The organism is Pseudoalteromonas sp. '520P1 No. 423' (assembly GCF_001269985.1).
Taxonomy (GTDB): domain Bacteria; phylum Pseudomonadota; class Gammaproteobacteria; order Enterobacterales; family Alteromonadaceae; genus Pseudoalteromonas.
Map to the genome: position 1 here is coordinate 1956572 of NZ_BBZB01000001.1, position 13364 is coordinate 1969935.

Annotated in this window: 13 protein-coding genes; 7 read left to right on the top strand and 6 right to left on the bottom strand. The window is 32.1% G+C overall.

From position 1 onward, the window contains the following. Nucleotides 1-226 precede the first annotated feature (226 nt). The 5 genes from PSA_RS08975 to PSA_RS08995 are packed head-to-tail and all read left to right on the top strand — an operon-like array spanning nucleotide 227 to nucleotide 5127. Nucleotides 227-1177, top strand: a complete 951-nt coding sequence (locus PSA_RS08975; RefSeq protein ID WP_042144586.1) for a sugar transferase — start codon at nucleotides 227-229, stop codon at nucleotides 1175-1177. A gap of 4 nt (nucleotides 1178-1181) precedes the next feature. Then, nucleotides 1182-2324 carry a hypothetical protein gene (locus PSA_RS08980; protein ID WP_042144588.1) on the top strand — a complete coding sequence of 381 codons (1143 nt, stop codon included), beginning with the start codon at nucleotides 1182-1184 and terminating at the stop codon, nucleotides 2322-2324. Further along, nucleotides 2317-3339, top strand: a complete 1023-nt coding sequence (locus PSA_RS08985; protein WP_042144591.1) for a hypothetical protein — start codon at nucleotides 2317-2319, stop codon at nucleotides 3337-3339. Before PSA_RS08980 ends, PSA_RS08985 begins: the two co-directional genes overlap by 8 nt. After that, entirely contained in the window at nucleotides 3336-4226 is an 891-nt protein-coding gene (locus PSA_RS08990) for a hypothetical protein (protein ID WP_042144593.1), read from the top strand. Before PSA_RS08985 ends, PSA_RS08990 begins: the two co-directional genes overlap by 4 nt. Then, on the top strand, nucleotides 4216-5127 hold the full coding sequence (locus tag PSA_RS08995) for a glycosyltransferase (protein WP_042144596.1): 912 nt from the start codon (nucleotides 4216-4218) through the stop codon (nucleotides 5125-5127). Before PSA_RS08990 ends, PSA_RS08995 begins: the two co-directional genes overlap by 11 nt. Before the next feature lie 224 nt (nucleotides 5128-5351). On the opposite strand, the gene PSA_RS09000 is transcribed toward PSA_RS08995, so the two are convergent. The 5 genes from PSA_RS09000 to PSA_RS09020 form a co-directional block, all read right to left on the bottom strand. Next, nucleotides 5352-6551, bottom strand: a complete 1200-nt coding sequence (locus PSA_RS09000; protein ID WP_052379929.1) for a PPC domain-containing protein — start codon at nucleotides 6549-6551, stop codon at nucleotides 5352-5354. Further along, a complete protein-coding gene (locus tag PSA_RS09005; protein ID WP_127924095.1) occupies nucleotides 6551-6799 on the bottom strand; it encodes a hypothetical protein in 249 nt (82 codons plus the stop codon). The genes PSA_RS09000 and PSA_RS09005 overlap by 1 nt, the downstream gene beginning before the upstream one ends. 188 nt (nucleotides 6800-6987) lie before the next feature. Next, nucleotides 6988-8592 (bottom strand): ABC-F family ATPase, encoded by a 1605-nt coding sequence (locus PSA_RS09010; protein ID WP_082305679.1) that lies wholly within the window; start codon nucleotides 8590-8592, stop codon nucleotides 6988-6990. Nucleotides 8593-8774: 182 nt separating this feature from the next. Next, nucleotides 8775-10631, bottom strand: a complete 1857-nt coding sequence (locus PSA_RS09015; protein ID WP_042144600.1) for a DUF4105 domain-containing protein — start codon at nucleotides 10629-10631, stop codon at nucleotides 8775-8777. 71 nt (nucleotides 10632-10702) lie between these two features. Then, complete coding sequence (locus tag PSA_RS09020; RefSeq protein WP_042144602.1) at nucleotides 10703-11182, bottom strand: DUF3015 family protein; 480 nt, start codon at nucleotides 11180-11182, stop codon at nucleotides 10703-10705. Nucleotides 11183-11566: 384 nt separating this feature from the next. Between PSA_RS09020 and PSA_RS09025 the strand changes: the two genes are divergently transcribed. Continuing rightward, a complete protein-coding gene (locus PSA_RS09025) occupies nucleotides 11567-11938 on the top strand; it encodes a hypothetical protein (protein WP_042144604.1) in 372 nt (123 codons plus the stop codon). Nucleotides 11939-11953: 15 nt separating this feature from the next. On the opposite strand, the gene PSA_RS09030 is transcribed toward PSA_RS09025, so the two are convergent. Beyond that, nucleotides 11954-12844 (bottom strand): LysR substrate-binding domain-containing protein, encoded by an 891-nt coding sequence (locus PSA_RS09030; RefSeq protein WP_042144607.1) that lies wholly within the window; start codon nucleotides 12842-12844, stop codon nucleotides 11954-11956. Between the two features lie 340 nt (nucleotides 12845-13184). Here PSA_RS09030 and PSA_RS25165 point away from each other — a divergent pair, with 340 nt between their 5' ends. Beyond that, complete coding sequence (locus PSA_RS25165) at nucleotides 13185-13361, top strand: hypothetical protein (protein WP_157575760.1); 177 nt, start codon at nucleotides 13185-13187, stop codon at nucleotides 13359-13361. Nucleotides 13362-13364 lie beyond the last annotated feature (3 nt).

Genomic DNA, 13364 nt, shown 5'->3' on the forward strand with positions numbered 1-13364 from the left:
TGATTTTTTAATGTATTTATATCAACAACATGATGCGTGCCGATCAAAAAATATACTTTTATTTGTTGTAATAGAGGTTGTAGTCTATTAGTATGAGTTTTAGCTAACTAATTGTTAATCTGTTGTTAACGTTTGTTTTCATTAATAGGATAATATTTTCAAAGGAAGGAGTGAAATAAAAATGTAAGGTTTATATATGAATTTCAAGTTGTCTAATGGAATGAGTATGAGTGATGATGGAGTTATTGCTGACTCAAAACCGATGCACAAATCTGAACGAGAAAAAAATACAATTTATGTGTTTTGTCCAAACGATCTTCAAGAAAAGATTACTAAATCACTCTCGAATTCTAAATGCTTTATCGTTTTTAATGATTTAAATTTAAATGATTTAAAGCATAAAGTAGTTCTATATTATCAACATGAAAAGTTATCTGATAAGTACAAACAATATTTATTACATGCAACACAAAGTGGTGCTCAAGTAGAAAGTATTCTAACTTATTTAGAGAGAAAGCATGGTTATACTGAAGTTGAGTTACTATATGAAAGCTACTTTATCCAAGGCACTCCTTTAACTATTTTATCTAATAGAAAAAGCTTAATTACTAAAAGAATTATTGATTGTTTTATTTCTTTTATCTTACTTACGATATGTTTACCAATACTCGTTATAGCGTCTTTTGCGATTAAATTAGAAAGTAAAGGACCTGTTCTATATCGACAAAGTCGAGTAGGAATAAAAAATACTGAATTTGATGTCTATAAGTTACGCTCAATGAGGAATGATGCTGAAGCAAAAGGTATTCAATGGGCTAATAAAAATGACGCTAGAGTCACAGTTGTTGGTAAGTTTTTAAGAAAAACTCGCATTGATGAGTTGCCTCAGCTAATCAATGTATTTAAAGGTGAAATGTCTTTAATCGGACCTAGACCTGAAAGGGCTTTTTTTGTTGAACAACTAGAAAAAGAAATACCTTTTTATTATTTTAGACATGCATTGAAGCCAGGTATTACAGGGCTTGCACAGGTTAAGTATAGCTATGGTTCTTCTTTAGAGGATGCTATATGGAAACACAAATATGATATTCATTATATTAAAAATTACAGTTTATGGTTAGATTTTAAAATATTACTTCGTACGATCAAAACAGTAATAACTGGTATGGGGCAATAGTATTATGGAAGCTTTATCTGATATAAGGCTTTTTGCGAAAACACAAAAAAGTCGGGTATTAGACTTAGTTTGTAGAAGTGTTCCTGCAGTCGTTTTATTCACGTTAATTAAATCTGTTGATTTTATTGATTCAAAAGCAACTATATCTGAATTTTTAATGGAAGCATTATTAATTATACCTATTTTGTTGCCTTTTTTTAGGTTTGGTTTACCTATTCATTTACAGCAAGCTTTATCTTTTAAGAAAAAAATGCAAGCTAAAGACAATTTATTTTGGTTTCAACTAGTCATCTTTTTATCAATACAGCCTTTGTATTTTGTGAACTTAACCGCATATTTAATTTTATCATTAACTGTAATTTCAGCTCTATTGTTTAACTTAGGTTGTTTTTATATTAGAGAAGGTAAAAGGCCAGGTTTCATCATTCAAAATGGCCTAGTGAATGGGTCATTATTAATAGCTGTATGCCTTTTTATATTAAAGCCTGATAATACTAATATCTTTCATTTTATAATGATTGAAATATTTGTTTTATTATTTATTACTTTTTACCTATATAAACCAAAAGCACCAGATCTGATAGGAATAAAGTTATCTAACATTAAACCTTATCTAGTTGACTCACTTACAACATTCTTATTCCCACTGGTAACATATTTCACACTTAAAAATCTGTTTTATTTAAGTGTGGACTTCTTATTACTACTGAAAATAAGTGCATTTATTTCTGGCTCAATAGGTGCTCTAATTTTAATTAGAGTGAAACAATTAGATCATAATGAAGGTAAAACAGATGTATTTAATAAAATAAAGCTAAGTCTACTTAATGTTTTTTATATTTTATCTGCTGTTTCAATGATATGCGTAGCTTTTTTAGTTGAATTTAAATTACTGCCTTATTTTATTATCCTTCTTATATTTGAATTCATCCTCTTAAAATTTGGTCACTTTAATATATTACTGAATTATAAAGCTTCATATAATACTATGATAAAAATAAGCGTTATGGTGAGTGCAAGCCTTTATTTATTTAACATCACACTTTCCAATTTCAATGTAAAGCTTGATTATATTGGAGCAATTATTTTTTACTTAAGCCTTATTGGTTTATTTCATTACTTTTGTTTTAAGTATAATAATGCTTAGCTTTACTTATGCGATGACTATTAGCTTAGCAACGATCCCAATTCCATTTATAGGATTAAAACTCTTTTTTCCGCTGGCTATTTTATTAGCATTAATAAATCATAGGCGTTTTTCATTAGTCCGCTTACTTATTAGCTTAATAATACTGACATCACTGAGTATTATATGTGTCGCGTTTAAAAATGAACCAAGTAAAGTACTTATTGTTGTTTACTGTGCAATATCTGTGAGCTTTATTTTGTTTGATTTTAAAATTAAAGCTAAAGATTGGATAAGAGTTGGCTATTTTCAAATTGTTTTTTTTGTTTTATCTATTATATCGATCCTGATATTAGATACTGATTTAATAGCACAATTTATTTATGGAGAATCAAGACATTCAACTGGTGCATTCTCATTAGTCAAATTTAGGGGATCAGGATTATATCAAGAACCTTCAACTTTCGCATATCATTTGATAGGAATTGCTTTTGCGTTACATTTAATATCTACAAAAGATTTTTTCTATTCAAAAATATCTTTATTATTTTTCTCATTATTAAGTTTTTCTGCGGCGGCAGTTGTATCTTTAGTATTCTTGTCTTATTTAGCAATAAAAAGCCCTTTAAAATTTAAAATTAAATTAGCCATCCTTGTTTTTATTTCGCCTGCGTTTGTATGGATAGGCTATATCGTTGTTGAATTCTTACTCTATAAAATAAATGTGTATTCGCAAATGGATTTGTCTATGGTTACAAGATTTCAAGCCGTAAATTTATTTTATGAGCAGCTTCCTATTTTTGGTTTAGACGAAGAAACGCTTAAAAATAATGTTGTGTTTGATCTAGGGCCTATTTTTTCTAGTATTCTGATTTTTGGAGTATTAGCTGTACCGGTAGGCATGCTTTTAGCTTTTTGCTGCTTTAAAAGTCCAATGTTTTTGTGTTTGATAGTTACAAAAATTCCACTTACAGATCCATTACTTTGGTTTCTTGCAAATAAAATTATTGATGAAAAAAGGGTGAACGAAGTATGAAATATTTATCTATAAATATTAATGATTTAGAAAGGAAAAGGTTTGCTAATCATTTATTAGGTAATGATTGTGCTTATTATTATCATGAAAAATTAACATCTATTTTGGGGAGATGTAAATTTAACATAGCACAAACGGTTTTTATATGGGGAAGACGCCCGCCAGATATTGCAGCTTATAAACGAGCATCAAAATTAAATAAAAATATTGTTATATTACAACATGCTAAAAATCCTAGACGTGAGAGTGTTCCCTTAAATTATTATGTGAATAATTTTAAAAAAGTAGCCATGTGGGTTTCATCTATGGGAAGGCTTAAGTTACCAAAAATTTCAAACTTAATTAAAAAAAACAATAAACAACCTAGCGTTCACATACTTTATTATACCGATGAATACAAAGCTGAATGGCAGCAACACTTTAAGCATATTAAGAATGTCAATTATATTAAGTGTGATGAGCCTTGTGTTAGTACTTTTGGCTCTTCAACTTCAACTATTATTAATACTCAGCCAATAAAATGTTTTTATGTTGATGAACCTTTAACTACAACGCTAGGTATAACATCTAAACAGGAACAAAATCTATTAAAACAATTATCAGAAAAAATCCAAGGTAAAATTTATGTAAAGCTACATCCAAGATCTGATTGCAATAAATATAAAGAGCTACAACAGTTTAAAGTAGTTGATCAGATTTATAATAATGTAGATTTTTTGGCGGGTTATAGGTCATCTTTATTAGATTTTAATTTCAATACATCAAAAATGTTGCGATTAACTCAGGAGCAAGTCTGGAGTGAAGAAACTCGAATAAATTCTCGGCATGTAAGTTCATCCGATTACCTTACACAAATAAAAGAATATATAGCCGCATATGATTTATAACATTTTATATAGTAATAAAGATTTTGGCGGTGCTGAAATTTATGTAAGAAAAATGCAGCAAGAGTTGGGTATTACATTTATAACATTAAAAGGCGCTGGGTTTGTAAGTTTGATTAAGTTGTTATTCAAACTTATTAACCCAACCAATACTTTTATTTTTCATGACTCTAGGGCATCCGTGCTATGTATGATGCGAATTGTATTTCAAAAAGATATTTTAGTCTTGCATGGTCCGGGTAAACACCCTAAGTCCAATTATAAATTATTTAAATTTTTAAGTTTATTTTGTAAAAAAGTCATTTTGGTTAACGAGTATATTTTTGATAAGTTACCTAATAGCAAATTTGCAATAATTGAAAATGAGTCATCTCTATTTAGCCAGGCTTCCTATAATACACATGATGCAATCTATTTCGGTCGTATAGAAGAAACGAAAGGTGTTGATAAACTTTGTGCTGCTTGGATTAAAACATGTTCTAAAGGAAAGTTACATATAGTTGGTGATGGCACGCTATTAGAAAAATTGAAAAAATGTTATGACCAAAAAAATATAATATTTCATGGTTCACAAACACATCAAGAAATTGAAAATCTGATTGAATTATGTGCTTTTTATATCAGCTTAAGTCCAAGAGAAGGGAAGTCATTGTCTTTACAAGAAGCGCTGAGCACTGGGTTGATCCCCATAGTTACTAATATACCAAGTCAATCATTTTTAAACTCAGAACTTGGGTTACGTTTAATTGAAGCTAACTTAGATAATTGCGAAGACGTTTTATCTTTTTACAATGAGAGTAGTATTAAAGTAAGAAATGCCTTAGGTAAAATAGTTGAAGAGTATAATAAGCAAAAACCATGCTCTCATTGGAAAGCATCTTGGGTAAAAACATTAAATTTATAAAAGGTTCTTGAAAGCGCTTAACTTTGTTTAAATACAGTGTGTTTGAGTATTTCACTGTCACTAATTCCAACTTCACGATAGAATTTTAAAAAAATAATAGGCTTAACACCTGAGCATTATTCAAATAAGAGAGATTTAGCCATAGATATTTATGGTGGTGTTATTCAAAGCACTAAGTAAGGAGCTTGTTTGCAAAAAAGCCCCTTAGATTTACATTATTGCTGTTAGTTTACTGTGATTTCTAAGTTTGCCGCTGTGTATGCAGCATAAGCGTTAACACCCACATGCCAAGTTGATTCAGTTGTAATGGCTGTTTCACAAGATTCGCTATTACCAGTATTCCATGAACGACAATCATAGCTACTAGTTGTTGGTTGTGAGCCCTTACGAATGTAAATATCAGCATCACCGGTTCCACCAGATAAAACGGCTTTAATACTTGTAGCATTAGCTGGTGCATCTACAGTGAAATACTTCCAGCCACTTTTAGCATCAGATAGGTTTGATTCAGAAACAGTAATAGGTAATGTTGTACCACCTAGTTGGTAAGAACCAATTAAATTAACACCGCTATAAGCTGCATATCCTGAAACCATAATTGAGTATTCACCACTTTGTGTTAGCGGGCAATTTTCAACATTGCCAGACTCATATGGACGACAATCATAATTACTTTTACTCGCTGTTGAGCCTCTTTTCACATATATATCCGCATCACCTGTACCAGTTGACGTTGAGATTGAAATATTATAAGCCCCGGTAGGTACGCTAAATGTATATGATGTTTCACTGTCTTTTGCGCCACTGATTGCGATAGCTGTATTATTTTCAAGTGCAGTCACTTCAGGAGGTAAAACAACACCTGTTCTGAAGCTTGCCATAGCTGGAGATGTTAAGTTTAGCGCACGTGCATTATCACTTTTAGTGGTTGTGCCCATTAAATCACCATTGTAGGTTTTGTTTGGATTTGACCAGTAGTTGATACGAGTACAGCCTGAAGTACAGTTATACGCCATAACTGTGCGCCAGCGAGATTGTGGATCCTGATAACCATGACCAAAAGAGTAATAACCTGTAGCACAATCATAATCTACAATTACAAATGCTGAAGATGCATTGGCACCAATTGCATCAGCTTGGCCACAATAGCCATTTACATCATTAACCAATACAACCACATCTGCAGCGTATTGATCACGTAATGTATGCAATTTATCCATATAAGCATCATTTGTTGCTGCTAAACGTGTTAAGTCAGTACTTGAATTGCTTGCTTCTGTGTAAGTCACTTGTGCTTTATGAGCAAGTGAAACAGTAGCGTTTACACCTGAATTTGAATAGCCTGTATTGGTTTCTGTAATTGCTAAATCAATTAAGCTGTTGATATCCTTCACTTTAGATTTTGCAGCATTGGTATATTCCACTAATAACTTGATATCTGATGTTGCTGCAGTTGCATTGACAGTGAAATCAGTTTTTCATCTATCTCAGTAATGGTATGTTCGCCATTTTGAGTTGGTGCGATTTTGAATAAGGTATTGTCAGAACGAATTGTACCAGTTACGCCTATAGGTGATTGTACTAATGTCACTGTATCACTATTTTGATTATTACCAATCCAAACAGTATTACCACTTGTACTTATAGAGGCATTTTGTTTAGTAAATGACACCATATTACCCTTAATTGGAATGGCTAGTGAGTGCGTTGATAGTGCAATTTAAAAATGTGATATGTGAGAGTTTTTGTATGGTAGGTAAAAAAGACAGATTGAATTTTTCTGTTAGAAAGTGGAGTTACTAATAAAGAGGTTTACTGCAGGTTAATCGACTACGTAATGTTTACGTAGTCGATTATGGATTAAGCGACGTCTTGAGTAAGTGCTAAATTAGACATGTACTCATCAAATGTGCCTTGGAAATCGATCACCTGTTTGTCATTAATATCAATAATTCGCGTAGCGAGTGATGATACAAATTCACGGTCATGGCTTACAAAAATTAAAGTACCTTCGTAAACTTTTAGCGCATTATTTAATGCTTCAATTGCTTCCATATCCATGTGGTTAGTTGGCTCATCCATTACTAATACATTGATATCTTGCATCATTAATTTACCAAACAATAAACGGTTTTTCTCACCACCCGAACAATTACGGGCTTTTTTATTTGCATCATCGGCAGTAAATAATAAACGGCCTAAAATACCACGTACTGCTAAATCATCATGTTTAGTTGTACGCCATTGTGAGATCCAATCAAATATACTTAAATCATTGTCGAAATCAGCTGAACTGTCTTGAGGGCAGTAGCCCACAGAAGCATTTTCTGACCACTTAATAACACCATGATTTTGTTTAAGTTCATTAACTAAACAACGAAGCATGGTTGTTTTACCAACACCGTTTTCACCAATAATAGCTAATTTAGCACCAGCTTCTAATATTAAATCGCCATTTTGGAATAAAGTTTCACCATCAAAACCATGGCCAAACTCTTCTAAGATAAGAGCAGAGCGATACATGGTTTTGCCAGGATCAAAACTTAAAGATGGCTTTAAACGGCTAGAAGATTTAACTTCATCAAGTTTAATTTTATCCATCTTTTTAGCACGAGAGCTTGCTTGTTTTGCTTTAGATGCATTAGCTCCAAAACGGTTTACGAAATCTTGTAACTCATTTATTTCAGCACTTTTCTTAGCGTTCTCTGCAAGTAACTGCTCTTGAATTAGGCTAGATGCTTCAATGAATTTTTCGTAGTTACCAGGGTAAATACGTAATTCACCATAATCAATATCAGCCATATGAGTACATACAGAGTTTAAGAAGTGTCTATCATGGGAAATGATTAACATAGTACATTTACGCTGATTTAACTCGCCAGCTAACCAGTTGATAGTATGAATGTCTAGGTTATTTGTTGGTTCATCAAGTAATAAAATATCAGGATTTGAGAATAGTGCTTGTGCTAGTAAAACACGTAACTTCCAACCGGGTGCAACTTGTTGCATTAGACCAAAATGTAGCTCTTCTTCAATACCCGCATCTAGTAATATCTGCCCGGCACGGCTTTCCGCTGTATAACCATCCATTTCAGCAAACTGGCTTTCAAGTTCAGCAACAGCCATACCATCTTCTTCACTCATTTCTGGTAAAGAATAAATACGGTCTCGTTCTTGTTTTATTTCCCATAGGGCATTATCACCCATGATCACAGCATCAATAACAGAATATTCTTCAAAAGCAAACTGGTCTTGACTTAAAGTACCCACTTTTAAACCTGGTGTGATTGAAACATTACCTGCGCTTGGTGCAAGGACACCGCTTAGGATTTTCATAAATGTTGATTTACCGCAACCATTTGCGCCAATTAAGCCATAGCGGTTACCGTTACCAAATTTAGCTGAAATGTTTTCAAACAAAGGCTCAGCACCAAATTGCATTGTGATGTTATTAGTCTGGATGATAACCAGTTACTCCAAAATTGATTTTTATAACAAGTGGTTATTAACCACGCACTATTTAAGGCCGCGTATTATACATGAAATAGTGGTTCAATGGCATATTATTCGAGATACGATAAAGCCTAATTAATCCAAGTTGATAAATTAGATGGTGAATTATAGTTTTAAATTTATGATAGCGGGATTTAGAAATCCCAAAAATAATTAAGGTTAATACCGACTAAGCTTGATTTCTGTTTTTCATACTTTAATCGTAATTCCCAATTAGGTGCAAAATGGTAATTTAGCTCTAAATTAAGCTTGGTGTTACTGAGGTCAGCTAAATTGTGATTATCTCTATATGAAAATTCGAGTTTAGACTTGAGTTTTTTATTGAGTGTTGTAATAAAGCCTAATTTAGCCGAAAGTGAGATTTTATCTTTGTAGCCAACAAAAGCTTTGGCTCCTAACAAGGAATAGATTAACGTACTGTCATTAACAACATAGGACTTACCTAAGTGACCTTGGGCAAAATATACACCGCAATTAAGGCATGCGTTATTTATTTGCTGGTAACCAACGGTAACAGCCCAAGCATCGGAAAAATCATCTTGCCATATTTTAGGAGCTGTATATAAAGAAGTAATATCAATCACATCAATTTTTTTTACTTTAAGCGCCTTATCCTCAATGGCTAAAGTAAGATCAAGCATTTCGACATTAGTAAATTTATTTTTAGAGCTAAAAGATAAGTAATCAAAATAATTCATTCTAAAGCCAATGGTATTGTAATAATCGCGATCACTGCTAGACATACCAATTGAGAACTTAGATGGTGGCATACCTAAATGTGGGGGGATGTTTTCTTTATTATTTTGATGAGTTAATGATTTGCCTAAAGGTAAAGTAAACCTCTGCTTCAATAATTTTTTTTTGGATTGAAGCAAGCTTTGGTTGTCTTTGTCTTTTGCGTGTAACACGCCAAAGTATTGTAATAAAACTTCTATAACAATTTGTTTGTCTTTAATGACCAGCTGTTGGTATTGATGATCTGAAAAATCAAATTGGTTTGCAATTAAAACCTGCGAAACATACTTTTGATTTTGGGTTAATTGCTCAAAGTAATTATGTAAAATTGATTCGTTTGATGGGATGTATTTTATGTCGTTAACTAAAGATTGATGATAGTTATGCTTAGTTAATTTTTTTATCACAGAACTTGGCATCACCCATAGACTATCATCAGCGATGAGTTGTTGATCTAAAACAAGCTCTAATAATTTTGCAATATGAAAGGCACAGTTTTCATCAATAAAATAATAATCAAACTTAACCCCTAATAACTCCCAAATATGATTTGTGATTAAATTAACATCGAATTGAGATAAGTTTAGTTTATATTCCCATAAATCTCTTAATTCGATATCAGTGTAATTATGATGATGGCGATAAAATTGTTTGTCAGAAAAACCTGCGTCATAACCACCAAAAATACCTCTTAAAATATAGATTATTGGATTTTCAGCATTGGGCACTATTGCTCCATAATTGATACTTGAATCAAGCAAATTGTTACTATTTACATTATTGAGTTTTAAAAAAAGATGGCCATACATTGAAGCTGGATTACTCATGTAACCTGATGCAAATACTAAACTTAATGATTCAATATTTAATTGTTTTCGCCATTTTTGATATTTGGTACAAGTAATATCTTTAAATGTACCATATTGAGATAAATCAATATGCTTTTTGATTACCTGGTATCTGGCTGGGAATTGACATTGCGGGTGTTGATCTACAAATTCTATGTTGGTTAGCGGTTGCTTGAAAGCTGCTATAGTGGCTTTTAGTTCTGTTAAAGCTGTGCTGTTTCTGGTTTTACTCAACCAAAAGTGCTCACTTGTAATATAACTTTGATTATCTGACTTTATATGCAGTAATTTTTTCCATTGTTTATTGTGTGAAAATTCTTCTAATGTTTGAAACTCAGCTTTTGCAATTGGTGTTAACAACAAAAAAAAGGTAATGATAAATACAAAAGCAGATAATTGAAATTTCACTATTAAACTCTGAGTTTTAGCTAAAAAGAAAGGACCTTAAAAGGTCCTTCATGTATCACTTACTACTAGATTTATACGTTAGTTGCACAAGACTTAGTAAAATCAGATGCTACATTTTTTTCTAGAACATTATATAAAGCTTCTGGACTATTAGCTGATTCAGCTACATAATCTTCTCGGATTGCTTTAACAATTTCGCCATGAGTATTTGCTTCACAGCCTCTAAGCTCTAGCATAGCTGTAATGTATTCGCCCTCACCAACGGCTAACTCTTGTTCGATTGTAGGCATAGTTGCCTTAATGAACATTGCTGTTTTAGCTCTTTCGCCCTCACATGTTTCTTGTGAAGATATATTTGAAGATACGGCAGTGGTACCTAAATCCCAAATTACATTTGAGATTGCAGCTGCTGCAGTATTTTCATTAAAAATCATTGCGCCAATACCACAATCAGTCCACGGGTTAAGTTGTTTTTTCTCAGCCGCTGCAGGTAAAGAAACTAAAGTAGTTAATGTGCCTAGTAATAAAGATGAGATTATTGTTTTTTTCATTTTGGTACTTCCTTGAAGTTACTACGTAGTATGTAAAACGGGGAATATAATCATTTCATAATCAAATTACCAGTAAAATTTCTTATGAACAGATTAGAAACTCCACGTAAAACTTCTTGATAAAGTTGCGGTATTTTGGTGATCACGTCTAAATGAAATAAAGCTTCGTAGTAAAGAAGATATATATTTTTTTTATGATGCACTAAATAACTGTCTGATTTAATTTTATTAAGCAAGGCAGTTTTATGTATTTGATGGCAGTTTTAGCTGCTAAATACCTATGCATTCATTAGCTATAGCATTGTTTTTATATAATTAATCACATATTGTAGTGAAATTAATAACTATAAACCTTATATGGTTTTTAAACTCAACGGTAGAAAAATGTCAGAAATAATATTTGATAATTACATTTGGTTTTCTTGGTCGATAATCATCACCTCTCTTTTTGTACTTGTTATTGCAGTCTACCTGCAAAGTGAAAATAATAAATTAGCAGAATCTGGTAAGGCATTTTGTATTTTCTGCGCATTAGTGGCACTGGGTATGTCTGGTGATATTAAGCATTTAAATATAAACGGTGTTTTTCATTTATTAATCGCATTCTCTATTGCATGGTTTTCAGTCAGGAAGTACAAATCACAAATTTCATATCTGTTTTATGCCCCATGTGTACTGATTTTGATTGTAATAGCATTTAATTTTAGTCATTTAAATATAGGTCTTGAGTTACTTGGTCGCTGGAGTACGCTTTGATCTTTAGACCTGTATTTATATGTTTGTCCGCCAGTTTTGGCAAAATGAAATAAAGCTTTGTAATAAAGGCGATATATATTTCTCTTTATGGTGTACCAAATAATATTGGCGGGTTTGGTTTTTAGGCAAGTTGAGCATTATGAGTCGCTTGTCTTTTACTGCATGTGAAACGGCTAACTTTGATAAGCATGCAACGCCTAATCCGGCGGCAACACTGTTGATTATGGCTTCGGTATTGGTAAGCTGAAATGAGATACGCCAGTTTTTTAGTTCTGGTTCTAAAAAGTGCATAAAATAATGTTTAGTGCCCGAGCCTTCTTCTCTAAAAATCCAATCTTGGCTTTCTAAATCCTTGATTTGTTTGATCACTATATTAGCAAGTAGTGAATCAGGTGCGCATACAATGCACATTTCGTCTGATAACCAAGGTATTATCGATAAGTTGTCATATTTAGCTCTACCTTCAACTAATGCAATATCAAGTTCAAATTTAGCGAGTTTCTCATAAATATCAGTGCTATTGAATATGGTAAGGTTTTGTTTTGTATGTCGGGTTTCAAGTCTGAAATCTTTTAATAAATAGGGCACAACTTGATTACCTATAGTATCACTGGCGCCAATTTTTAATTGCCCAGTTAAACTGGTCTTTTCATCAAATAAGCTCTCTATATCTTGAGTTCGGTCAAGTAGTTCATCGGCTAATGGTTGTAGCTTTAACCCAAATTCATTAATGAGTAGCCGATTATTATGGCGGTCGAATAGCTTATGTCCTAGTTGGTTTTCTAACTCATTTAAAGCCATGCTAACAGCGGGCTTAGTTAAAAATAACTTTTTAGCAGCTAATGTAATGGATTTTTCTTGGGCAACCATTTTAAAAATGTTTAATTGTCTTAATGCGATATTCATTTGGTTTACCTAAGTGGGTTAAGTTATATTGAACTTTATTTTAATATGTTCAGATATTATTAATTTAAGTATGCCTCTACAATTATCATATGGTCAACCTTTAGTGTTATGGTATTACGCCTATGAAAATTTTTAACGTATTTAAACTAATTTATCTACTGGGATTGTGGCCTAACACAATCGCAAAGCAGTTGTTTAAAATTAGCGTGGACTATTAATAATAAAATATCGCGTTATTTAAAATAAAAGGGTTAGAAGGAGACTGATGATATTAGTTTAAAAGAGAATTAATATTATAGTCTAAACTTATGTATATATGGCAGTAAGCTCAGGAAGGGTTATGGATATCAGTAAGCTTGATTTAGTTTTTTTGGGGACTTTAAAAGTGAAAGTAAGTGTTTTTCTAGCTAATGAAAATTGCATTCCTGAATTAAAATTACATACAAAAATTGAAACAGATTGTGCATATCTCACTCTTTCCCTTGTGTTTAACTTTTTACCTCAATGGCGTTTATAAATC